Annotated in this window: 21 protein-coding genes; 3 read left to right on the top strand and 18 right to left on the bottom strand. The window is 69.4% G+C overall.

The features are described 5' to 3' along the window. Positions 1-55: 55 nt before the first annotated feature. Together BpN12_RS00615 and BpN12_RS00610 are read right to left on the bottom strand one after the other, a co-directional pair. Positions 56-817 (bottom strand): SDR family oxidoreductase, encoded by a 762-nt coding sequence (locus BpN12_RS00615; RefSeq protein ID WP_246793363.1) that lies wholly within the window; start codon positions 815-817, stop codon positions 56-58. Positions 818-879: 62 nt separating this feature from the next. Beyond that, positions 880-1680, bottom strand: a complete 801-nt coding sequence (locus BpN12_RS00610; RefSeq protein ID WP_246793362.1) for an SDR family NAD(P)-dependent oxidoreductase — start codon at positions 1678-1680, stop codon at positions 880-882. Positions 1681-2018: 338 nt separating this feature from the next. On the opposite strand from BpN12_RS00610, the gene BpN12_RS00605 reads away from it, so the two are divergent. Both BpN12_RS00605 and BpN12_RS00600 read left to right on the top strand, forming a co-directional pair. Continuing rightward, a complete protein-coding gene (locus BpN12_RS00605; RefSeq protein ID WP_246793361.1) occupies positions 2019-3434 on the top strand; it encodes an amidase in 1416 nt (471 codons plus the stop codon). 36 nt (positions 3435-3470) lie between these two features. Then, a complete protein-coding gene (locus BpN12_RS00600) occupies positions 3471-4790 on the top strand; it encodes an alpha/beta fold hydrolase (RefSeq protein WP_246793360.1) in 1320 nt (439 codons plus the stop codon). A gap of 9 nt (positions 4791-4799) precedes the next feature. On the opposite strand, the gene BpN12_RS00595 is transcribed toward BpN12_RS00600, so the two are convergent. From BpN12_RS00595 to BpN12_RS00525, 15 genes are all read right to left on the bottom strand, one after another. Beyond that, positions 4800-5756, bottom strand: a complete 957-nt coding sequence (locus BpN12_RS00595) for a LysR family transcriptional regulator (RefSeq protein WP_246793359.1) — start codon at positions 5754-5756, stop codon at positions 4800-4802. Positions 5757-5835: 79 nt separating this feature from the next. Next, a complete protein-coding gene (cysQ, locus tag BpN12_RS00590) occupies positions 5836-6642 on the bottom strand; it encodes a 3'(2'),5'-bisphosphate nucleotidase CysQ (protein WP_246793358.1) in 807 nt (268 codons plus the stop codon). A 445-nt stretch (positions 6643-7087) separates the two neighbouring features. Next, positions 7088-8341, bottom strand: coding sequence for a type II toxin-antitoxin system HipA family toxin (locus BpN12_RS00585; protein WP_246793357.1), 1254 nt, complete (start codon positions 8339-8341; stop codon positions 7088-7090). Continuing rightward, on the bottom strand, positions 8338-8577 hold the full coding sequence (locus BpN12_RS00580; RefSeq protein ID WP_246793356.1) for a helix-turn-helix domain-containing protein: 240 nt from the start codon (positions 8575-8577) through the stop codon (positions 8338-8340). The genes BpN12_RS00585 and BpN12_RS00580 overlap by 4 nt, the downstream gene beginning before the upstream one ends. Before the next feature lie 337 nt (positions 8578-8914). After that, positions 8915-10495 carry a hypothetical protein gene (locus BpN12_RS00575; RefSeq protein ID WP_246793355.1) on the bottom strand — a complete coding sequence of 527 codons (1581 nt, stop codon included), beginning with the start codon at positions 10493-10495 and terminating at the stop codon, positions 8915-8917. A 477-nt stretch (positions 10496-10972) separates the two neighbouring features. Continuing rightward, complete coding sequence (locus BpN12_RS00570) at positions 10973-12511, bottom strand: methyl-accepting chemotaxis protein (protein ID WP_246793354.1); 1539 nt, start codon at positions 12509-12511, stop codon at positions 10973-10975. A 134-nt stretch (positions 12512-12645) separates the two neighbouring features. Continuing rightward, a complete protein-coding gene (locus tag BpN12_RS00565) occupies positions 12646-13620 on the bottom strand; it encodes a VOC family protein (protein ID WP_246793353.1) in 975 nt (324 codons plus the stop codon). Positions 13621-13633: 13 nt separating this feature from the next. Further along, positions 13634-15130, bottom strand: coding sequence for an aldehyde dehydrogenase (locus tag BpN12_RS00560; protein WP_246793352.1), 1497 nt, complete (start codon positions 15128-15130; stop codon positions 13634-13636). 15 nt (positions 15131-15145) lie between these two features. Then, entirely contained in the window at positions 15146-15973 is an 828-nt protein-coding gene (locus tag BpN12_RS00555) for an aspartate dehydrogenase (protein ID WP_246793351.1), read from the bottom strand. Beyond that, the gene (locus tag BpN12_RS00550) at positions 15966-17624 is read right to left on the bottom strand and encodes a thiamine pyrophosphate-binding protein (protein ID WP_246793350.1); all 1659 of its coding nucleotides are present in this window, start codon (positions 17622-17624) and stop codon (positions 15966-15968) included. The genes BpN12_RS00555 and BpN12_RS00550 overlap by 8 nt, the downstream gene beginning before the upstream one ends. Beyond that, a complete protein-coding gene (locus tag BpN12_RS00545) occupies positions 17617-18432 on the bottom strand; it encodes an SDR family oxidoreductase (RefSeq protein ID WP_246793349.1) in 816 nt (271 codons plus the stop codon). Before BpN12_RS00545 ends, BpN12_RS00550 begins: the two co-directional genes overlap by 8 nt. Next, positions 18433-19302, bottom strand: a complete 870-nt coding sequence (locus tag BpN12_RS00540) for an IclR family transcriptional regulator (protein ID WP_246793348.1) — start codon at positions 19300-19302, stop codon at positions 18433-18435. After that, entirely contained in the window at positions 19299-20204 is a 906-nt protein-coding gene (locus BpN12_RS00535) for an alpha/beta fold hydrolase (protein WP_246793347.1), read from the bottom strand. Before BpN12_RS00535 ends, BpN12_RS00540 begins: the two co-directional genes overlap by 4 nt. Positions 20205-20214: 10 nt before the next feature. Further along, on the bottom strand, positions 20215-20754 hold the full coding sequence (locus BpN12_RS00530; protein ID WP_246793346.1) for a cupin domain-containing protein: 540 nt from the start codon (positions 20752-20754) through the stop codon (positions 20215-20217). A gap of 36 nt (positions 20755-20790) precedes the next feature. Beyond that, complete coding sequence (locus BpN12_RS00525; RefSeq protein ID WP_246793345.1) at positions 20791-21561, bottom strand: SDR family oxidoreductase; 771 nt, start codon at positions 21559-21561, stop codon at positions 20791-20793. A 386-nt stretch (positions 21562-21947) separates the two neighbouring features. Between BpN12_RS00525 and BpN12_RS00520 the strand changes: the two genes are divergently transcribed. Next, entirely contained in the window at positions 21948-23021 is a 1074-nt protein-coding gene (locus BpN12_RS00520; RefSeq protein ID WP_246793344.1) for a porin, read from the top strand. Positions 23022-23082: 61 nt separating this feature from the next. On the opposite strand, the gene BpN12_RS00515 is transcribed toward BpN12_RS00520, so the two are convergent. Then, positions 23083-24039: an IclR family transcriptional regulator gene (locus BpN12_RS00515; RefSeq protein ID WP_246793343.1), complete on the bottom strand. Its 957-nt coding sequence runs from the start codon at positions 24037-24039 to the stop codon at positions 23083-23085. Between the last annotated feature and the right edge of the window lie 14 nt (positions 24040-24053).

The following is a 24053-nucleotide window of genomic DNA, read 5'->3' as shown; positions in this document are numbered from 1 at the left end:
GCGCGGGCGATGTCATGTGCGGGCTTTCACGATCCGCCGCCGCGCCCCGTCCCGCTCACGCCACCGGAATCGGATTCTCGACCACCGCCTGGTTGAACTGCGTGACGAACCCGTGCTCGTTCGGGCCGGCGTTGTCGCGGAACGCCTGCGCCGCCTCCACCACCACCTCGTGTTCGGCCGTCTCCAGCCGCACGAGCAGCTCGGCGATGAACGCGTCGAGCGGCATCGCGCGCGGGTCGCCGCTCTTGCGGACCAGGTCGGTATCCACCCACGGCGGCACGATCTCGAGCACCGTCACGCCCGTATCGCGCAACGCGAAACGCTGCGACAGCGTGTACGAATGGATCGCCGCCTTGGTCGCCGAATACAGCGCGGTCGGCGCGAGCGGCACGTAGGCCAGCACCGAACTGTTGTTGATCAGGTACGACGCCGGCTGGCGCTTCAGGTGCTCGACGAACGCCGCGCTCACGCGCACCGTGCCGAGCAGGTTGGTGTCGATGAGGCGCACCGCCTGCTCGTCGTCGAGCGCGCCGGCCGCGTCGTCGAACGGCATGATGCCGGCGTTGTTGATGACGACGTTCAGCGACGGATGGCGCTCGATCACCCGCTGCGCCGCGCGCCGGATGCCGGCCGCATCGCCGATGTCGAGTTCCACCGTGTCGATGCCGGGGTTGGCCCGCGCGATCTCGTCGAGCAGCGCACGGCGGCGCCCCGCGACGATCACCTGGTTGCCGCGCTGGTGGAACGCCTCGGCCAGCGCGCGCCCGATGCCCGACGTGCCGCCGGTGATGAAGATGGTGTTTCCGCTCAGTTTCATGATCAGTTGTCCTTGATGATTTCGATACGTCTTGATGGGAGAAAGCCTGCCGCCGCCCCGCCTCAGCGCGCCGCCGCGTAGCGCGGCGCGGGCACGTCGCTCGACAGGTGCGGCGCCATCGTCTGCCGCGCCGCCTCGTAGGCATCCCATTCCTCGCCCGCATGCAGCGACGGAATCGTCACCAGTTCGCCGCGCTCGAAGCCGACCAGCGCGGCATCGACCATCGCGTCGGCCGACATCACGATCTCCTTCGGCAGGTGCTCGACCGGCAGGCCGCCCGTGCGCCAGAAATCGGTGGCCGTCGCGCCCGGCAGCACCGCCTGCACGCGCACGCCCTTGTCGGCCAGCTCGTGATGCAGCGACTGGCTCAGCGCGAGCACGAACGCCTTGCTGCCGCCGTACACGCCGTTCAGCGTCTCCGGCGCGATCGCGACGATCGAGGCGATGTTGATCAGCGCGCCACGGCCACGCGCGACGAAGCCCGGCACGGCCGCGTAGGTCAGGCGCGTGAGCGCGGTGACGTTCAGCTCGATCATGCGCGTCATGTCGTCGACGTCGCTGTCGAGCAGCGGCTTGTGCGTGCCCACGCCGGCGTTGTTGACGAGCAGCGTGATGCTCGCGTCGCTTCGCAGCCGCTCTTCCACGGCCGCGAGGCCCGCGCGCTCGTTCAGATCGGCCGCGAGGATTTCCACGTTGCGCTGCGTCGCGTCGGTGATGCGGCGCGCGGCGTCGTTGAGCCGCTCGCGGCTGCGTGCAACCAGGATCAGGTCGTAGCCGAGCCGGGCGAGCCGTTCGGCGTAGACCGCGCCGATCCCCGAGGAAGCGCCCGTGATCAGTGCCGTGCCTTGATGGGTTTGCGTCATGATTTCTCTCCGTTTGTGGGTCAGGTGGTGATGCGGTGAGTGGATTCTGGCGCGGTTCCGCTTAGGCTCAAATGACGTATATGGTCATGTTTCGTGCCATTGGCATATTTCCGACCGCCGGCTTCACGGCGGCAACTTCCCCCCAAAAAAGCCTGTTGACGCGACGTGCCATCGTGCTTAGAGTGTCGACTAACAAACGTTAGGTATATAAAAACGACGCTGGCAACACGGCGCCGCATGGTGTCGTTTTTTTTGATTTCCATTAACTAACTAATGTTAGTTAAACACCAACCCGAACCTTGACCCACCACGCTCGTCCCTGCTCCAGGAGGCAACCCATGAATTCGGAACTCGTCCATCACGACGCAACCCGGCTGGCCGAACTGATCCGCACCCGCGAAGTCTCGCCGGTCGAGGTCATGCAGGCGCATCTCGACCGGATCGCCTCGGTCGACCCGCGCGTGAACGCGATCGTCACCGTGGCCGACGGCGCGCTCGAAGCCGCCCGCGCGGCGGAAGCGGCCGTGCTGGCCGGCCGCGCGCTCGGCCCGCTGCACGGCGTGCCGTTCACCGCCAAGGATTCGATCGACACGGCCGGCGTGGCGACCCAGCGCGGCTCGCCGATCTTCCAGGGCCGCGTGCCCGACGCCGACGCCACCAGCGTGGCGCGCCTGAAGCGGGCCGGCGCCATCCTGCTCGCCAAGACGAACCTGCCCGAGTTCTCGTACTGGATCGAAAGCGACAACCTGCTCACGGGCCGCTCGAACAACCCGTGGAATCTCGACCGCACGCCGGGCGGGTCGAGCGGCGGCGAATCGGCCGCCATCGCCGCCGGCATGTCGCCGCTCGGGCTCGGCACCGATCTGGCGATCTCCGTGCGCGGGCCGGCGGCGCAAACCGGCATCGTCGCGTTGAAGGCCACCCACGGCCGCGTGCCGATGACGGGCATCTGGCCGCGCGCGCCGCGCCGCTTCTGGCATGTGGGGCCGATGGCGCGCAGCGTGCGCGATCTCGCGCTCGCCTACTCGCAACTGGCCGGCGCCGATGGCCAGGATGCGTTCGCCACCAGTACCGCGCAGGCCGGCGCCGACCTCGAGCCCGGCCGCGTGCCGCGGCGCCCGCTGCGCGTGGGCTGGCTGGTCGAGCCCGGCTTCGGCCCGATCGACGCCGAGGTCGGCGCCACCGTGCAGGCCGCCGCCGCCGCGCTCGAAGGCCTCGGCTGCATCGTGGAGCCGGTGCGGATTCCCGCGCTCGAACGCGACTTCGCGCTCGACGTGTTCAATCGCCTGCACGTGATGGAGATGAAGCCGGCGTTCGTGGAAGCCACCGCCGGCCGCCGCGACGACGAGCTTTACCTGATGGCGAAGACCATGCTCGCCGCGCCGGAGACGTCGATGCGCGACTACATCGAGGCCGAGCAGGCGGCCGAACGGCTGCGCGACGGCTATGCCGATTACTTTTCGCGCTACGACGCGCTGCTCACGCCGGTGCTGCCGATCCCGGCGCACCGGCACGGCGAGGCCGAGTTCACCATCAACGGCCAGATCGTCGACGCGACCTACCTGCAGGGCGCCACGGTGCCGCTCAACCTGACGGGGCTGCCGGGCCTGTCGATGCGCTTCGGCACCAGCCGTGATGGCTTGCCGATCAACGTGCAGCTGGTGGGCAGCTGGCTGGCGGAGGCGACGATCCTGCATCTCGCCGCGCTGCTCGAGGACGTGAGCCCGGTGCGGGGGCTGCGGCCGGCGCTGTAACGAGCCGGCAGGCCGACGCCGCGATTCGATCACCGCATGATCGGCTGCCGATCGCGGCGCGGCCATTATCAGGCGGCGTCGCGAAACCTAAGATCCCTCCATCAGTCACGCGCCATGGCGCATACGCAGCGAGGGAGCATCACGATGGACATTTCCACCCGAGGCGCGCGGATCCACGTCCGCGTACAGGAGCAAGGGCAGGGGCAGGAACGGGACGAGCCGGTGCTCGTGTTCCTGCATTATTGGGGCGGCTCGTCACGCACCTGGTGCGGGGTGGCCGCCGAACTGTCGGCCCGGTATCGCACCGTGGCCCCCGATCATCGCGGCTGGGGTGATTCGTCCGCGCCGGCGCACGGCTATGCGATCGCCGACCTGGCCGACGACGCGGCCGACGTGATCGGGGCGCTCGGCCTGCGCGCGTTCGTCCTCGTCGGCCATTCGATGGGCGGCAAGGTCGCGCAACTGCTGGCCTCGCGCCGGCCGCGCGGATTGCGCGGCCTGGTGCTGGTGGCACCGTCGCCGCCCGTGGCGACGCACCTGCCCGACGCGGATCGCGCCGCGCTGCTGGCCGCCTACGACACGCGCGAATCGGTGGCGTGGGTGCTCGACCACGTCCTCACCGCCACCCGCCTCGCGCCCGCGCTGCGCGAGCAGGTGATCACCGACAGCCTGCGCGGCGCGGCGCCGGCCCGCGAGGCTTGGCCGAACGCCGCGATGCGCGAGGACTTGACGGCCGAGGTCGCGGCGATCGACGTGCCGGTGTGCGTGATCGTCGGCGAGCACGACCGCGTCGACCCGGTGGACGCGCTGCGCCAGGCGCTGCTTCCGTGGATTCCCGGCGCGCGCCTACAGGTGCTGCCGGGCGTCGGCCATCTGTCGCCGCTCGAAGCGCCGCGCGAGGTCGCGGCGGCGATCGGCCGGTTCGTCGAGGCGCTCGCACCGTCCGGCGACTCCAGCGATCCCGGTGATCCGGCCGCGTGCCGGACGCCCGAGCAAGTCCCCGTCGCCTTCGACGCCGCGTTCAATGCCGGCGATCTCGACCGCCTGCTCGATCTGTTCCGCGACGACGCGGTCATGCGCATGGCCGACGGCCGGACCGTCGCGCACGGGCGCGATGCGATCCGCGAGCAGTTCGCCGCGCTGCTGGAGGCCGGCGCCCCGCGGATCCGCAACCGCGCGCGGCCCGCGCTGGTGAGCGGCGACGTCGCGCTGGTCCTGCTCGACTGGACGATGCGCGTGACGCTGCCCGACGGGCGATGCACGGACAGCCGCGGCACGGCCACCCAGGTGATGCGGCGCGACGGTGACGGCGCATGGAAGCTGAGCATCTCGAACCCGCTCGGCGTGGCCCGATGAGCCGCCCGCTCAGCGCCGCCGCTTGACCGACGCACGCGCCGGACGCGCCGGCGTGGCGCGATCCCATGGTGGCGTTCCGCCCTCGCCGAACGCGCCGGCCAGATGGTCGAGCAGGTGGCGCACGCGCGCCGGCATCTGTCGCGCGCTCGGGAACACGGCCTGGATCGTCAGTTCGGCGGCCTGAAAGTCCGGCAGCAGTTCGACGAGTTCGCCGCGCGCGATCGGCTCGCCGAACACGAAGCTCGGCCCGTAGGCCACGCCGGCACCGGCGCGGGCCGCGGCGAGCAGCATTTGCGTGTTGTTGGCCGCCAGCCGGCACGGCCCGTCGATCACGTGCGTGCGCTGCCCCGCGTCGGTCAGCGTCCAGTCGCCCACCGACACCGCCTCGCTGAACGTCAGGCGCGGCGCCTGCCGCAGATCGTCGGGGCTGCGCGGCGTGCCGTGGCGTTCGAGGAACGCCGGTGCCGCGCAGATCACCATCCGGCACGGCGCGAGCCGGCGCGCGACGAGCCCCGAGTCGGGCAGCCGCCCGATCCGGATCGCGAGGTCCACGCCGGCTTCGAGCAGATCGACGTAGCGGTCGCTCAGCGACACCTCGAGATTGACGTGCGGATGCGCCTCCAGGTAGCGCGCCAGCACCTCGCCAAGATGCATCGCGCCGAACGTGACGGGCGCCGCGAGGCGAATCAGGCCGCGCGCCGTGCCGTGCGCGTCGCTGGCCTCGCGGTTGGCCTGCTCCCACGCGTCGAGGATGCGCCGGCACCGTTCGTAGTACACGCGTCCGGTGTCGGTCAGGCTCAGGCGTCGCGTGGTGCGCTGGAGCAGCCGCGCGTTCAGCTCATGCTCGATCGCGCTGACGTACTTGCCCGCCATCGCGGCCGACAATCCGAAGCGCCGCGCCGCGGCGGCCAGGCTGCCTTCGTCCACGGCGGCGACGAAGATGCCGATGCAGGTCAGGCGGTCCATGCGGGCTCCGATCGGTTCGGCGGGTTCCCGCGCAGGGCGCCGGCGCCGTATCGGCGGCGGCGCGGCGGCCGGCTCACGCTCATGCGCGCGACGCCACGGACGCCGGGTCCGCCCAGGCGATGAAGTGCGGATTGGCGAAATCGCTGTCGTCGGGCTGGTTGGTCTTGCCGTAGCCGAGCGCGGCGCCGTCCACGCGCACCACCGCCCCGCCGGCCGCGTTCAACACCGCATGGCCGGCCGCCGTGTCCCATTCCATGGTCCGGCCGAAGCGCGGGTAGACGTCCGCGCGGCCTTCCGCGAGCAGACAGAACTTCAGCGACGAGCCGGCGCTCGCCTGCTCGGTCACGCCATGATCGGCGAGGAACGCCTCGGTTTCGGGGCTGCCGTGGGAACGGCTGACCACGGCCGTCAGGCTCGCTCCGCGCGCGCGCGCGTGGATCGGCTCGCGTGTCTCGATGGTCTGGTCCGCGCCCAGCACGAGCTTCTCGGCATGGCCGTCGACAGCCACGTAGGCGCAGCGCAGCGCCGGCGCATGCACGATGCCGGCCACCGGCACGCCCCGCTCGATCAGCGCGATGTTGACGGTGAAGTCGTCGCGCCGGCCGATGAATTCCTTGGTCCCGTCCAGCGGATCGACCAGGAAGAACCGGCCGCCGCCGACGTCGGGCACGCGCCCCGCCGCCGCCGCCTCCTCGGCCACCACCGGGATGCCGGGAAACGCGGCGGCCAGCCCGCGCACGATGATCGCCTCGGCGCGCTCGTCGGCCTCGGTCACGGGCGAATGATCGTCCTTGTAAGCCACGTTGGGGCCGGCGCGGTACACGTCGAGGATCGCCGCGCCGGCGTCGAAGGCAATGCGTTCAAGCGAATCGCGAAAGGCAGTCATGGTCGGTTCGTGCGCTTGGCGGGGCGTGCCGTGATGCATGCGGGCGGGCCGGATCGCGTCGTGGTCGAGCGTGTCCGGCCGCCGTCGCGGCGCATCGGGCGCCTCGCGGGTGGGAATGGATGGCGTGCAGAGCGGCGGAGTGGCACCCGCGCCGCCGGCCACCATTGTGCCCGTTGCCGCCGTCGATTTCTCATGTTTGTGGACGACGGTGGCGCAGGCTGGCGCGGTGATCAGGCGGTCCCCCCGTCACGCGGCTTCGCCGGACACAGGTCGCGCAAAGCGGTGCGCCCACGAACCGTGGCGAGCCAGTGCCACGAGAAGCGGTGTGCCGCCCCAGGCCGCGCCATGAAGGAAGTCGTCAGGCCGTCCATCTCATCCCTCATAAGGGAGACGACGCCAACCGATGCGGCGACGGGCTATTGCCACGCGCAGGCAGCCGGCGCTGTCAGGCCTTCCGCTTCTGCAGCATCCGTCGATTCGCTTCGATGCGCACCCCGACATCGCGGGCAGTTCCTGGCCGAACCGGGTAGTTCGAGACGGCCCGGCGCCATGCTTGCGAATCGGCCTTTTGAAGGATTTCGTCGATAAGTTGCTCGGCCCGTGCCGGCGCGATCCCTCCCTCTCCAGCGGCATGAACGACGTGGTCCCGCCCGGGATTGCCGCCTTCTCCCGCGACGTCCATGAAGTGCTCGCCCTGGTAGCCCGGGCAGTACGTCAGGTCGTACGGTGGTGCCAGCTTCCACTGCCCCTGGGCATCCATCATGAAGGACACGTTCTTTGCGTGATCGTCGCGGTTGTTCATGAGGATGTTGAAGACGCAAATACGGACGGCGTTCTCGACTTCGCGGACGTCACGGGAAAGTTGCCGAGTCGCCCGGAAAAACATTCCGTATCCGACCGAGGGCACCCTGAAATCCGCGTGAAGCAATCCCGCCAGGGTATGGACGTGTAGACGCTGGCTGGCGATCAGGTCGAACCGCTTCGTTGCGAATGCACTGACACTGCCGAGATCGAAGAACTGGAACGGCATGAAGCCAAGTCCCGCCACCTGAGCCATCTCGGCATAAGCCGCTTCCAGCGCGCAGCTGTCGTCGGCATCGCCGTCGGCCGGAAACTTCACCAGCCAAGGCTCCGCGCCGGCCAGTGCAGCCTCGCTCGTCGTCATCTGCCTGTCGGATTCCCGGTACCACACCATCGCTTTCGGACGTGCGCCACCCGGGGACGCGCCGGCCTGGGCGATTTCCGGCAGGAGAATATGGCTCTCGTCGGTGATCAGCGCGTGGTAATCGTCAATCAGTTCGGCCAGCGACGCCCCCTGGATGTTCGCGGGATCCCCGGAGGCCGGCTCGAACGTCAATGCTCCCATCGTGCGCTCGCCGAGAAAGGCCAGCCGCTCGAGGGTGCTGGTCGTGGCGAAATCGACGTGGTGAGCCCGCATCCGGCTCGCCATGACACGGTAGCCCCACGCGTCAGGCAGCGCATCGTGGAGCAGCCCCGGTACGCGCTGCATCGACTCGTACTGATACTGCCGGTCGGGGTAGGCCTGGGGCCGCAATCGAAGGTTTATCGGGGAAAGCTCCAGACGGCGGGCCAGTGCCTGCGGCGTATATTCGAACAGGACGTTGCGGCCGTCGTCAGCCAGAATCGCGAGGTCGAACGGCTCGCTTCCCCCCCGATAGATCACGCGGAGTTCTTTCACGGATTCGTTCTCTTCCGATAGGCGCGCTTGCGCGTGCCGGCCGTGGCGCGTTCGCGCATTTCAGCGACAGATTGCACGGGCGCCGCCAGAACCGGCTGAAGATCCTCGATCGCACCGAGTGCCTCGAGTATCTTCACGAAGGTATCCAGCGTGCATTTCCCGGTCGCCTCGAAGCGAAGGACGGTGCGATGCGACACGCCAATCCGGGCAGCCAGTTCGGAGGCAGGCAGGTTCATGCCCACTCGACGGTCATGCACCCGTTGCCCCAATTCCCGACATATTTCGTCGGGAAGCGCCAATACGAAAGTTGACATATTTGTTCAGTAACCAGCCAAAAGACAGGCTATGTGTACAAATATTATCACAAATGACGAGGTCGATCGCTGCTTGGATACCGGCCGCATCTCGCCCAGCCACTCGAAACCCGCAGTATCGCGCAGCTTACGATAGGGCCCGCGAACCCGTCTTGCGGCAGCCGTCCGAAACGAACGCGCTCCGGACGTCGACGATCACTGCCGCTTCCCGTTGATGGATACCATGGCGTCGCGCCGCGTCGATCACGGCGCGCGCGGGTCAGAGCGTGTATTCGTAGACCGATGAAGCCTCGCAGGTCGGTCCGTTCCCGTCCGGATGCAGACCACACGGCGCGACGATATAGACGATCATCGCCTTGCCGTTGCGATTCACCACCGACTGGGCCTGGAAGGTGCCCCCGGTCCAGCCGGAGGCGATCACCGCCCCCCGCTGCCACCCGGCCTGGAAGTTGAAGCGGGCATAGGACAGCAAGTTGATGATGACCCCGGGAGCTTTCAAATCCGTCGTGCTGAAGGCGACGACGGCCTCGCCCGCCGCGTTCATCTCGATGCCGTCGAGGTCAATCAGAAACCCGCCCGGGCCATTCACGCCAAGCGATGCCAACAGATCGGCCGGCTCACTCCAGCCACCACCCGCCAGCGACTGACTCCACCAATAGCTCCATGCCTGGCCATTCGTGACGGCCCAGATCACGAGGGCGTTCCCCGCGTCGTCCATCAACAGTTTCGGGGGCTGGAGGGCGATCGCGCTCGAACCGAGCGCGTCGGTGCGGGTGTGCCAGCCGCCGTCCTCGCTGATCCGGGTCGCCATCAGCTGGCAGCGCCCCATGCCGTCCCCTTTGCCCCAAATGACCGCCGCATTCCGCGTGTCCGATGCCTTCGCCTCGACCCCGCAGCGACCACTGCTCACGGTGCCGACATTGGGGATATCGAGGCCGCGCGCTTCGCTCGTGTACAGGGCGCTCGGACTCACCTCCGCGCCGGCCACGCCCAGCGGGAAATAGTTGCCGGAAGTTCCCGAGGAATAGTCGCTCTCCCGCCAGAAGAAGTAGCCCCGGTTTTTAAAATCGTGCGAATCCTGACGCGGCATCACGAACGCGGCATCCTGCACGTGGGTAAAGGCATAGGGGTCGGGCTTGCCTTGATTGTCGATCCGGAACGTCGTGATCCCGGTGGCTTGCGCTCCGTCCGGTCGCAGGCGATACAACTCGGCTGGCACGGCGGTGCTGGTCAGGCCGCCTTTGAGGTCGTAGCCTTCCACGGCAAGCAGTGCGGTGCCATCGTCGGCGACGGTGAGATCCGATCTGCTGAGATACCCGCCTACCGGGTCCCGCTTCAACTGCACCGCGTCGGACCACCCGATCGAAGGCGTATAGAAAAATGCGACGTTGTGGTAATCGTTGGCGCCGTCATCGCCTCTCGCGGCCAGCAGAACACGTTGGCCGGCGGCATTGGTACGCTGCAAGTAGCCAAGCTCCATGCGGGTGGGCACCGGCAGCGACGTGGCCGCGGACCATTGCCCGCCGGGGCCGGTTACCGACGTCATGATCTGCATGGTCTGGGTGTTCTGCCACGATGCGAGCGCCACGCCGTGTTCGTCGAGACTGGCCTGCAGCCTCTGCGCACCGACATAATCGACACCCGGGCCGGCCTGCGTTCCCTGCCAGACCAGCCGGGTACCCGACATCTGGGTGAAGCTCGAACTCGACTGCGTCTGTCCGCCTCCTGCATTGCTTCCTGCATTGCTGCCCGCATCGGCGCCGCTCACCACCGTGCTGCCCGAATCCCCGCCGCCACCGCAGCCCGCGAACATCGCCACGCAGGCCAGGGTAATCGTCATCCGCTTGTTCATATCGTGTCGTTTTATTAATCAGGATGACTGAATCAATCGATCTCTCGTGTCATCCGCGGCCGAGGGTCCGGTCGGCCTGCTTTATTCATGCATGTCCGACACATCACCGACACAGTTCCCCGGCGTCGGCCGTCACGGCATGCGATTCCGGTCGTGAATCGCGGCGGCCTGCCCCGCGCACGAGCCGCGCCATTTTAGATGGCGGCGGAATATTACACAATATTTCCGCAAGCAGAAAGACAGGTGTCCGCAATCCAGTCGACACCCGACGCCTCGGCCGGAAAAAACCGGCGGCATCCGCAGGGCGCGTGATTTGAAAAGCTTGGGAAGGGACTCGCGCGCGGGCACCCGCACGTTCACCGGCGAATGCGCCGGCGCCCGGCGGGCGCCGCCTCGAGCGTCAGAAATCCCGCACGCGCGTCGCGTGCGGGCACACCACGCAAGCCGGCATGGCGCCGGCCTTCCTCACAGCCGGAAATCGGCCACCAGCGCCCGCAGCGCGCCCGCGTGCTCGGCCAGCTCGCTGCCGGCCGCCGCGTTCTGCTCGACCAGCGCCGCGTTCTGCTGCGTGACCTCGTCCATCTGCGAGACGGCCACGCCGACCTGCTCGATGCCCTGGCTCTGCTCGCGCGAGGCGGCCGCGATCTCGCCGATCAGCGTATCGACCTGCGAAGTCGCGGCGACGATCGCCTGCATCGAGACGTGGCTCTGCTCGACGAGTTCCGCGCCGGCGGTGATGCGCGCGTCCGACTGCGAGATCAGGCCGGCGATTTCCTTCGCGGCGGTCGCCGAGCGCTGCGCGAGCGTGCGCACCTCGCTCGCCACCACCGCGAAGCCGCGCCCCTGCTCGCCGGCCCGTGCCGCTTCCACGGCCGCGTTCAGCGCGAGGATGTTGGTCTGGAACGCGATCGACTCGATGGTGCCGATGATGTCCATCATCGCCGTGGAATTGGCGCGGATCTCGCGCATCGTGTCGGCCGCGCGCACGGCCGACTGCTCGGCGCGCACGCTGGCCTCGGTGGCGTTGCCGGCCAGCGTGCGCGCCTGGGTGGCGTTGGCGGCATTGCCATGCACGGTCTCGACCAGCTCCTGCATCGCGGCGGCGGTCTGCGCCAGCGACGAAGCCTGTTCCTCGGTGCGTTGCGACAGGTCGATATTGGCGTTGGCGATCTCCTGGGTGGTCAGCGACAGCGCGTCCGCGCCGCTGCGGATGCGCCGCAGCGTCGAGCGCAGCCGCCCCTGCATGGCGCCGAGGCCGGCCAGCAGCGCGCCCATCTCGTCGTCGCGACGGGCCTCGATGGTGGCGGTCAGGTCGCCGCGCGCAATCGACGCGAACTGCGCCATGGCCGAGCGCAGCGGCTCCACGATCGCGCGCCGCAGCGAGCGCCAGCCCGCGATCGTGACGATCAGCGCCAGCACCAGCACCACCGCGCTGACGATCCGGAACGCGCGGAACAGCGCGTTCGAACGGCGGCTCGACTGCAGCGCGTGATCGTCGAGATAGTCGGCGATCGCGGCCTGGCTCGCGTTCATCGCCGAATAGAGCCCGATCAGCTGCTTCGCGCGCGCCGCGTCCATCCAGCCGGTGTTGCCGGCGCGGATCGCCTCCATCAGCTGGTCGATACCCTGCTTGAACACGGCCTCGCGCTTGACGGCGAGATCGGCGCTCAAGGTTTCGAGCCGCGGCGTCTTCGGCAGCGCGCGGAATTCGGCCCACCAGCGGTCCGACTCCTGGAACAGCCGCCTGGAACGTTCGAGCTGGGCACCCAGTTCGGGCGACTGCGGGTTCGCGATCGCCCAGTCCAGCCCGAAGCGCGCTCGCGACATGGCCGCGTCGGACTTGCGCAGCGCGTTCACCGACAGGAAATGCAGGCGGTACGCCTCGTCCTGCGCGCGGTCGCCGAGCGTCATGCCCGCCAGCCCGATCGCGGCCACCAGCACCACCATCACCCCGAGGATCGCGACCGTGATGGCAAGCCGCGCGTTGATCGTTAAGCTTTTCATGTCCGGCTGCCTGCCTGTCGTAGCGTGTCGTTTGTGGCGTCGTGGGTGATGTCGCTCCGCCCGGGCACGCGCGAGCGCGGCCGGCGCGCCCTGCGGGCAGGGCGCGTGCCGAGACAGCGAAGCTGGAGGGAGGCTTACTTGCGTTCGGTCATGAACGCGCCTTCGGGCGCGTCGGCGCTTTTCTGGCGACGCGTATGGCCGTCGAGGCCGCCGTCGACGGCCCACTCGGCGAACACGGTCGGACCGGGCTCGAAATCGCGCGGCTGCCAGTCGGGCGTCAGCTGGTCCTCGTCCGCGTAGTACTCGATCAGCCCGCCGGCCGGATTCTTGAAGTACCAGAAGTAGGCCGACGACACCGGGTGCCGCCCCGGCCCGAGCTGGGTGGTCCATCCGCAGCGGCTGATGTGCAGCCCGCCGCCGAACACCTCGTGGATGTCGCGCACGGTGAACGCCACGTGGTTCAGGCCTTTCTTGCCGTTCGGCAGGGCCAGCAGGAAGATGTCGTGATGGCCGCCGTGCGGCGCGCAGCGCATGAACGCGCCGCGTTCCGGGTAGCGGTCCGACAGCTCGAAGCCGAGCCGCTCCTCGTAGAAGCGCTGCTGATCGGCGAGGCAGTTGGTGAAGAACACCACGTGCCCGACCTCGACCGGCTCGGCATGGTCGTACACCGGACTCGGCGTATCGACGCGCCGCGGCGCCTGCCCCCACACGTTGGACGGCGAGCCCTGCACGTCGATGGCGCGCCGCCGCGTGACTTCCACCCGCACCGCCATGCCGGCCGGATCGATGCAGCCCACGGCCGCGTCGGTCGCGTAGTAGCCCGGCGTGCCGGCCAGGCGCTCGCGGTAGACCGCGAGTGCGGCCGCGTCCGCCACGCCCCAGGTCACCTCGCGCAGCGTCGGGCCGGGCTCGAAGGCCGGCGGCAGCGACGGGTCGTCGGCGCGGACCGCCAGCACGGTGCAGCCGTTCAGCGTTTCGAAGCGCGCCCGGCCCGCATCGGGCGTAACCTCGTGCGCGACCTCGCGCATGCCCCAGTCGGAGAAGAACCGGCGGCAGGTGTCGAGATCGTCCACGCCGTAGGTGATCTGTTCGATGCCCAGAATCGTCATGTTGCCTGCCTCCTCAGTTCGCCCACGCCAGCGGCGCGTCGTTCAAGCCCCAGTACAGGCTCTTCTGCTGCATGTATTCGCGGATCCCGAGCCGCCCTTTCTCGCGGCCCATGCCACTGTCCTTCCAGCCCGAGAACGGCGTGGCGATCGAGAACAGCTTGTAGGTGTTGATCCACACCGTGCCCGCTTCGAGCGCGCGCGCCACGCGCCAGGCACGCTTGTAGTCGCGGGTCCAGATACCGGCCGCGAGGCCGAACACGCTGTCGTTGGCCTCGGCGAGCAGCGCGGCCTCGTCGTCGAACGGCATCGCCACCAGCACCGGCCCGAAGATCTCCTCCTGGCAGATCCGTGCGCCGTTGGTGAGGCCTTCGAGAATCGTAGGCTGATAAAAATAACCGTGCTCGCGCCCCTCGCCTACCGGCCGCTCGCCGCCGCACAGCAGGCGGCCGCCCTCCTCGAGCCCGAGCGCCACGTAGCGCTCGACCGATTCGCGGTGCCGGTCCGTGATCAGCGGCCCCATCTGCGTGGCCGGCTGCGCCGGATCGCCGACGCGCAGCTGGCGCGCCTTCTCCACCAGCCGCCGCATGAATTCATCATAGACCGGGCGCTCGACGAACAGCCGCGAGCCGGCGATGCAGGCCTCGCCCGACGAGCTGAAGATGCCGTACAGCACGCCGTTCACGGCATGGTCGAGATCGGCGTCGGCGAACACCAGGGTCGGCGACTTGCCGCCCAGTTCGAGCGACACCGGCATCAGCTTCTCGGCCGCGATGCGGGCGATGCCGCGGCCCACCTCGGTGCCACCCGTGAACGACACCTTCTTCACGAGCGGATGGCGCACCAGCACGTCGCCGATCACCGAGCCCTTGCCCGGCAGCACGCTCAGCACGCCGGGCGGCACGCCCGCTTCCTCGCAGATGCGGGCGAGCGCGAGCGACGCGAGCGGCGTGACCTCGGCCGGCTTGAGCACCACCGCGTTGCCGCCCGCCAGCGCCGGCGCGAGCTTCTGCGCATCCGAGGCGATCGGCGAATTCCACGGCGTGATCGCGGCGATCACGCCGATCGGCTCGTACACGCTCATCGTCAGGTAGTCGCCGCGCGAGGGCGTCAGCTCCTCGTCGAGCGTCTCGAGGCAGGCCGCGTAGTAGCGGAACGTGTTCGCGGCGCTGGCCACCAGCACGCGCGTCTCGCCGATCGGCTTGCCGTTGTCGCGCCGCTGCAGCTGCGCGAGCGCCTCGTGGCGCGCCATGATCAGGTCGGCGATCCGGTACAGCACGAGCGCGCGCTGGTGCGGCTTGAGCCCGGCCCAGTCGGCGCGGCGCCAGGCCAGATCGGCCGCTTCCACGGCCTCGCGCGCATCGTCGGCATCGGCGGTGGTGATTTCGGCGTTGACCGAGCCGTCGGCCGGATAGCGGCTCGCGAACACGGCGCCGCGGCCGCGCTTCCAGCGACCGCCGACGAAGATCTCGTCGGACGGCACGAGCGAAGCGATGATGTCCTTGTCTGACATGTCGTCCTTCCCTGATCAGATCACGCAATGCGCGGCGCGGTTGCGCAGCGCGCGAATCGCGCTGAACGCGGTCAGCGCGGACGTCTTCGGGTTGTCGGGCAGCGGCTTGCCGCTCATTTCCAGCGACATCTCGCCGAACGCGCCGGCCGCCACGATGCGATGCACGTTGCGCGTGACCTGCGGGTCGGCGATCAGGCGCACGCGCGTCTGGTCGAGCCCGAGGCCCGCCAGCGCGACGGTGGCCGCCACGTTCGCGTTCTTCGGGTAGAGCCGCGCGGCGTCGCGCGCGCTGCCTTCGAAGATCACGCGCGCCTCGCTCAGCGTATGCAGGTCGCAGATCGCCTCGGCCGGCGTGCCGAGCCAGCCGACCGGCGGCTTGCGGCCGATGTACTGCACCTCGTCGAGGCCGCCTTCGCGCGCCGACGCGAGCGCGTCGATGCCGCCGATCGCGCCCGACAGCAGCGACACGGTGGCGTTGCCCGCGGTGGCCGCCGCCTCGAGCGCCTCGAGCAGCGACAGGTCGGACAGCGCGCCGATCGACGCCACCGCGCAGTCGGTGCCGGCCTCGAGCAGCGGCACGACGTGATCGAGCAGCGCGCCATGCCCCGCGCATTCGAGCGCGAAACGCGGCCGGTTCGCGAGCGCCGCGACGGCACTGACGACGTCGACGTCGGGGCCGGCCAGCTCGCGCACCGTGTCCATCTGATGCCCGGGCACCACGATCTGCGTGACGCGCACGTGCGGATCGGCGGCGACCGCGCGATACACGGCCTGCCCGATCGCGCCGAAGCCGATCATCGCCACCTCGATGCGCCCGCCGGGCGCCATGGCGTGCTCACGCATGTTCGGGCTCCTGCTGCTTGACCGGCGGGCCGGCAAACGCGGTGGCGAACGAGCCGATCGACAGCATGTCCACCTCCACCATCACCGGGCCGCTGGCCGCCATGCCTTCGCGGATCACGGCCTCGGCCTGGTCGAGCGACGAGATCCGGTAGTGGGCCAGGCCGAAGCTCGCGCAGAACTGGGCGAATTCGGGCTGGTGCAGCTGCACGTAGCAGCGGCGGCCGCCGTACTGCGCGTCCTGGATGTTGCGGATCACGCCGTAGCACTGGTCGTTCATCAGCACGATCATCACGTTGGCGTTTTCCTGCACTGCCGTGACGAGTTCGCCGACGTTGACCATCAGGCCGCCATCGCCCACCAGGCAGACCGTCTTCGCGGCGGCGTTGGCCAGCGCGGCGCCGATCGCCATCTGCACGCCCTGGCCGATCCCGCCGCCCAGCGCGTGCACGCCCGCGCGCGGCTCGAAGATCTTCAGCATGCGGTTGCCCCAGGTGCTGTTCGAGATCGTCACGTCGCGCACCCAGTTGAAATCGCGGCCCACGGCCTGCTGCAACGCCTCGACGAGCTTGCGGTACGGGCCGAGGCCCTTGCCGGTCTCGCCCACCGCCACTTCGCGCACCGCGGCCAGATCCTGCGCGAAGGCCGGATCGACGCGCAGGCGGCCTTCGAGGAGATTGGCGAGCTGGTCGAGCGTCGCGGCCGCATCGCCATGCACGAACTGCGCGTTGGCGTAGCCGCGGTTGTCGGCCAGCGCGTCGGCGTCGATCCGGTACAGCGGCTGCGGCAGCGCCAGCTTGTACTTCAGCGTTTCGTTGCCGCGCAGCCGCGAGCCCACCACCAGCATCGCGTCGCAGGTCCGGTAGAACGCCTCGACGGTCGGCTGCACGTTGAACGCGCCGAGCGTGGCCGGATGATCTTCCGGCAGCACGCCGCGGCCCTGCACGCTGGTGACCACGCCGAAGCCGAGCCGCACCAGCCGCTCGACCTGCGCGCGTGCGTGGCGCGCGCCGCCGCCGAGCCACAGCAGCGGACGTTTGGCGGACGCGAGCGCGTCGGCCAGCTGCTCGACGCGCTGCGCGTCGTGGGTCGGCAGGCTCACGTGCGGCGCGCGCAGGTCGGCCGGCCACTCGACGCGGGCGGCCTGGATGTCGATCGGGATCTCGACGCTGACCGGGCCGCTCGGCGCGGTCTGCGCCACGCGCACGGCCTCGCGCACGGTGGCGAGCGCCGTCTCGACCGAGCGCACGCGGTAGGCGGCCTTCGAAATCGAGGCCAGCATGCTCAACTGGTCCGGTGCTTCGTGGATGTAGGCCAGATCCTGGTCGAGGTACTGCGTCTCGATCTGCCCGGTGACGTGCAGCAGCGCGGTGCCGGCGGTGAGCGCCTCGACCATCGCGCCGGCCGCGTTGCCGGCCGCCGTGCCGGTGCTGGTGAACGCCACGCCGAGGCCGCCCGACACGCGCGCGAGGCCGTCGGCCATGTTCAGCGCGCCGGCTTCGCCGCGCGCGCCGACGTAGCGGATCTTGCCGCGCGTGTGGATCGCGTCGAGGATCGGCATGTTGTGAATCGAGATCACGCCGAACGCGGTCTGCACGCCGCATTGTTCGAGAAAAGCGGCGATCAGTTCGCCGACCGTCGTGGTATTAGACATGACGTGCTACGCCTCCAGAGACATCGATATGGCTTCCCGTCGTGTACGACGACAGCGGTGTGGCCAGATAAAAAAGCGCTTGCGCGGCTTCTTCGGGGCGGCCGAAGCGGCCGAGCGGAATCTTCTTTTGGCGAGCCAGCTCGCCGGTCCAGTCCTGCCAGCTCTGGCCGGGCCGCGCCTGCGCCTGATAGCGGCGCCGCCACTGCCCCGACTCGACGATGCCGATCAGGATCGAGTTCACGCGCACGCGGCGCGGCGCGAGTTCCCCCGCCAGCGACTTGACCAGGTTCAGCACGCCGGCGCGCGCCGACGAGGTGGCCACCATGTGCGGCTCGGGCTGCAGCGCGAGCAGGGAATTGACGCAGACGATCGCGCCGCCCGCGCCGTCGCCGGCTTCGGCGGCGGCTTCCAGCATCGGCAGGAACGCGCGGGTCGGGCGGATGATGCTGAAATACTTGAGGTCCAGCTCCTCGCGCCAGGCCTCGTCGCTGGTGTCGGCGAAGGTCGACACGCGGCCCTGGCCGGCGTTGTTGACGAGCATGTCGACGCGGCCGAACGCGGTACCGACCGCCTCGGCGAAGCGCGCGACGTCGGCGGCATCGAGCACGTCGCAGCGCGCGGCCAGCAGCCGGGCCTCGGGGAACGCGTCGCGCAGCGCCTGCTCGGCGGCGGCCAGGCGGCCGGCATCGCGCCCGCAGATGGCCACCGAGGCGCCCGCCTGCAGGAACAGGCGCGCGGCGGCCAGCCCGATGCCGGACGAGCCGCCCGTCACCACGGCCACCTGCCCTGTGAGATCGATCTGAATCATTTAGATTTCCAAAGCATTCATGAAGCGGGTTTCCGCCGGCGGCCGGTAGTTGAGCCGCAGCGAGAGTTGAAACGCGGTCTCCCGCACCTTGTCGATCAGGTCGGCGGCGGGCAGCGTGGTGTCGAAATGCGCGCGCGGCACCGTGGCCGTGACCACCGCCACGATCCGCCCCGCGTCGCCGAACACCGGCGCGCTGACCACCGAAATGCCGTGTTCGAACGACGATTCGCTGATCGCGTGGCCCTGCTCGGCGTCGGCGCGCACGCGCTCGAACAGCTCGTCGACGGTACCGGGCGTGTGCCGCGTGAAGCGTTCCAGCGTGACGCCCGCGTACAGCGCGCGCAGTTCGTCGAGCGTCAGGTCGCCCATCAGCACGTGGCCGTGCGTGGTGGCGTGGGCGGGCAGCCGCGTGCCGACGTTCACCTTCACCGCGCTGAACGCGCTCGCGTGGCTCTGCGCCTTGGCGACGAACACCACGTCGCGGCCGTCGCGGATCACGATGTGGGTGGACAGGCCGGTGCTGTCGCGCAGCGCCTCGATCAGCGGCAGGCCCAGATCGGTCAGCTCCAGCGAGCTGAGGAATTCGAAGCCGAGCCGCAGCACCGCCACGCCGAGCCGGTAATTGCGCTCGCCGTTGGCGCGCTCGATGAAGCCGAGCGATTCGAGCGTCTGCAGCAGCCGGAACACCGTCGTGCGCGGAATGCCGAGCCGGCGCGACAGTTCGGGCGCGCCGAGGATCGGCTCGCGTGCCGAGAACTCGGTGAGGATGCGCAGCCCGCGATCGAGGCCGGGCACGAGATAGCTGATTTCGCCCTGCGCCGACGCGTCCGGTGCATCCGGCGCGGCGCGGTCGGTCGATGCCGGCGTCATGCGCTCGCCTCCGGGTGTTGCGTCTCGCAACGCCGCGCGAACGCGTCGATCAGCGCGTCATAGGCCGCCGGCGCCTCGATGTAGCCGGCGTGGCCGGCGTTCGGGATCGACTGCAGCGGCACGCCCGCCCCCTGCGCGAGACGCGCACAGGCTTCGGGCGGCGTGATGCCGTCGTGCTCGCCGACCGCCACCATCAGCGGCCCGCGATAGCCGGCCAGATCGGCGACCAGATCCGCGTTGGCCAGCAGGTGCGTGGCCTGCGCGTAGCCGGCCGGCACGACGCGCGCCATGTTCCAGCGCACCCATTGCCGGGCCGGCTCGCTCGCGGACGGCGACAGCATGTTCGCGCTGCGCTGCTCGGCGAGCCCTTGCGGGCCGAGTCCGGCCAGCATCGCGAGGCGCGTGTCGCGCTTGTGCGCGCGCACCGCTTCGCTCGCGGCGCCGTAGCCGGCCGCGGGCGACAGCAGCAGCAGGCCCGCGACGCGCGCGCCATGCGTGGCCGCGAAGCGGCCGGCGACGATCGCGCCGAGCGAATGCCCGACCAGCACGCAGCGCGCGATGCCGAGCGCGTCGAGCCAGCCCGCCAGCACGGCAGCGTAGTCGCCGGCCTGCGGGGAGGCCGGCGCGACCGGGCTCGATTCGCCGTAGCCCGGCGCGTCCCAGGCGAGCACGCGGCGCGCCGCGCCAAGCGTGTCGAGCTGTTGCACCCACGACGCCGCGCCGGAGCCGATGCCGTGCAGCAGCACGATCGGCAGGCCACTGACATCCGGGCCGACGGCCTCGCGATAGCCGACGGCGCGCGCCGGCGCCACGTCGATCCGCCGCGCGGGGAACGCCGCGAGCCGGGCGCCGAGGTCCGGCGCGCCGTCGGTCGGGCCGCCGTGGCTGGGGTGGTCGTGCATGGGCGGCCTCTTACTTCGCGAGTTCGCGCTTGATCTTCGCGAGCGGCGAATCGGGCGGATAGGTCGGCGTGACCGGCTTCGGCGAACCGAGCATCACGCACATCAGCGCGTCTTCCTCGCCGACGTTGATTTCCGTGCGGTATACGCCGGGCGGCACCGAGATCAGGTCACGCTCGCCGAGCACCGATTCCCAGGTTTCGCCGTCGCGTTCGCAGATCACCTTCATCCTGCCGCGCAGCACGAAGAAGATTTCTTCGACATCCATATGAATATGGCTCGGCCCGACGTTGCCGGCCGGGATCACCATGGTCGAGAACGTGAAGCCGCCAGCGGGCACCGTGTTGACGTCCTTCGCGACACCGGTGCCGCCGGTGCCGACGTAGCGCATCTGCGCGCGGCGGTACTTCGGGTCGTAGTCGGCCTGGAACTTCAGTGCGTCCCAGTCGTAGCGGCGCGTGGCGAAGCGCGCCACGCGCGCCTCCATCCATTGCTCGAAGCTCGCGTCGGCGGGCTGGTCCCACGATTTGCGTTCGATATCGGCATCGGCCATCTTCATTCTCCAGGTTGACTCGCTCGATGGCGAGAATCAGTTCATCACGAAGCCGCCGTTGACCGGCAGCACCTGTCCGGTCAGGTAGCGCGCCGCGTCGGACAGCAGGAACAGCACCGGCCCGGTGACGTCCGCCGGCAGCTGCGCGCGCGCGATGGCGCGGCCCTGCCGGTAGTAGGCGTGGCGCTCCGCCGGCACGTACTCGGTGGCGTCCACCTCGGTCAGCCCCGGCGCCACCGCGTTCACGGTGATGCCGTCGGCGCCGAACTCGCGCGCCAGCGAACGCGTCATCGAGATCACCGCGCCCTTGCTCGCGACGTAGGCCAGCAGCTTCGGCGCGCCCCACAGCGCGGTATCGGACGCGAGGTTCACCACCGCGGCGCACGACGACTGGCGCAGATGCGGCAGCGCCGCCACGCACATGCGCCAGGTGCCGCGCACGTTCACTTCCATCACGGCGTCCCAGGTATCGGTATCGAGCTGGTCGGCGAAGCGCCCGCCCGAATTCGTGATCGCGGCGTTGTTGACGAGCGCGTCCACGCCGCCGAGCCGCTCGGCTGCCGCGGCGACGAAGGCCTGGATGCTCGCCTCGTCGCGCAGGTCGAGCGGCGCGAAATGCACGCGCTCGCCGAGCCGCGCGGCCAACGCGCTGCCCGCGTCATGCAGCACGTCGCCGAACACGACCTGCGCGCCGGCCGCCGCCAGCGCCTCGACGAACGCGGCGCCGAGCCCGCGGGCGCCGCCGGTCACGATCACACGCCGGCCGTCCAGCCTTCCATCCGTGTCGCGGTACGTGGGGAGATTCATCCTGCCTCCGGCTAATTGTTCCATACAAGGAACGCTGATTTATATGTGGTCATTATAAGGTTGACCGGCACGGGTCAAAAAGAAAATTTCCCGGCTCAGGGAAAACACTGGCGCGTCCAGTGCGTGATCGCGTCGATGCCCTGTATGAAGGGGTCGCGGCGTTTCCGCAACATGCGCCGTCTGCGGGTAAGTCCGAACACCAAGCTTTTTTTGTCCACGCTTCCATCTCATTATAATTTCCATAGAAGATACGTCGTTCCTTATATGAAACAAACGACGCACTGACGAGCGGCGAACTTCGCGACCCGCCACACCGGCATTTCCACGCCGGCGGCGGGTCGGCCAAGCAGGCCCCACTGAACAACCACACATTAGGAGTACGTACTGTGAAGCGCATCATTGCTGCCGGGGTGGCAGGTCTTGTGGTTAGCGCGACGGCGTCGGCGCAGAGCAGCGTCACGCTGTACGGCAGCCTCGATGCGGGCGTTGCCTATATCAGCAACGTCGCGGGCAATTCGAAGTGGATGGAGGAGCAGGGCAACACGCAGCCCGATCGCTGGGGCCTGACCGGCACCGAGGACCTGGGCGGCGGCTGGCGCGCGGTGTTCAAGCTGGAGAACGGCTTCTACACGAACACCGGCAGCTTCGCGAAGGCGGGCACGCTGTTCAACCGCCAGTCGTTCGTCGGCCTGAGCCAGAGCCGGATCGGCACGCTGACGCTGGGCCACCAGACGCCGTTCAACTTCGACGTGCTCGGGCCGTTCAGCACGGCCTACCAGGCGCAGAGCTGGTTCACGTTCCACCCGGGCAACATCGACGAACTCGCCGACACCGGCATCGTGCCGTTCGACAACTCGGCCAAGTTCCGCTCGGTGGACTACTACGGCTTCACGGTCGGCGCGATGATGGGGCTCGGCAACACCACCAATTTCGCCACCGGCCGCAACACCAGTTTCACGCTGACCTACGCGCACGGGCCGCTGAAGGCGGGCGCGGTGTATTCGAACGAGAGCAACCGCACGCCGTCGATCGTCACCACCGGCATCACCAGCTTCCAGGGCGTGGCGGCGGCGAACTACACGGCGGCCAAGGTCGAGAACATGGGCGCAGGCCTCTCATACCAGATCGGCAAGCTGCTGCTGCACGGCGTGTATACGCACGTGAAGCTGGAATCGGCGGGCTACTCGGACATCTACCAGAGCTTCGACGTCGGCGCGAACTACCAGCTCACGCCGTTCAGCAACGTGGCGGGCGGCGCGTCCACCACCACGCTGTCGGGCCGGCGCTGGACCCAGGTCGAGATCGGCGACACCTATTCGCTCTCCAAGAGCACGCAGGTGTACGTGAACCTGATGTACGAGCACGCCAACAGCAACGCCAACGCGGCGTTCTTCACGGCGGGAGTATCGGGCGGGCGCAACCAGACCATCGTGCTGTCCGGCATCCACCACTCGTTCTGAGCCGGGCGGCTCGGGCGGCGCGGCGCGCGGCGGCACTCGAGGCCGGCGCGCGCCGCGTGATTCAGACGTGGGCGTAGGACAGCGTGGGATCGCCGACGCGCGGCCGGTAGTTCAGGCGCGCGGACAGGTCGAGCGCGGCCTGGCAGGTCCGCGCCACGAGCGGCGCGCGTTCGGCATCGCCGATGTCGGAGCGCGGCACCGTCACCGTCAGCGCGGCGACGATGCGGCCGGTGTGATCGCGCACCGGCGCGCTGATCGCGGAGATGCCGCGCTCGAACGACGCCTCGCTCAGCGCATAGCCCTGCGCGGCGGTGGCGCGGATGCGCTGGTAGAGATCGTCGACGGTGGCCGGCGTGCGCTCGGTGAAACGCGACAGCTCGCGCTCGGGATAGAGGCTGCGCAGGTCGGCCAGCGTCAGGTCGCCGAGCAGCACCTGGCCATGCACCGTGGCATGCGCGGGCAGCCGCGTGCCGACATGGACCTTCACGGAACTGAACATCGGGTCGCGCGTCTGCGCCTTGGCCACGAACACCACGTCGCGCTGGTCGCGGATCAGCAGATGGGTGCTGAAGCCCGTGTCGTCGCGCAGCCAGTCGAGCACCGGCTGGCCGAAGTCGGTCAGTTCGAGCGAGTTCAGGTATTCGAAGCCGAGCCGCAGGATCGCGACGCCGAGCCGGAAGCGGCGGTCGCCCGGCGCCCGCTCCAGGAAGCCGAGCGATTCGAGCGTCTGCAGCAGCCGGAACGTGGTGGTGCGCGGAATGCCGATGCGCTTGGACAGTTCGGGCGCGCCCAGCACCGGCTCGCGCGACGAGAATTCGGCCAGGATCCGCAGCCCGCGCTCGAGGCCCGGCACCGAATAGGACGAGCCGCTCGCCGTGCCGGCCTCGTCGCCGGCCTCCGCCGCGGGCTCGCCGCCGGCAACCGACGCATCCGGCGCGGACGCGGGCGCCTGGTCGGCGTCGGGCGCCTGTCCGGCGCGGGGCCGTTTTGCATTGCCAGTGGGGGTTGCTCGCGCCATGATCGGCAAGATTG

Origin of the sequence: Burkholderia perseverans, from assembly GCF_022870505.1 — a bacterium.
Classification (GTDB): domain Bacteria; phylum Pseudomonadota; class Gammaproteobacteria; order Burkholderiales; family Burkholderiaceae; genus Burkholderia; species Burkholderia plantarii.
The sequence above is the reverse complement of the archived record's forward strand: the minus strand, read 5'-3'. Positions and strand labels throughout refer to the sequence as shown.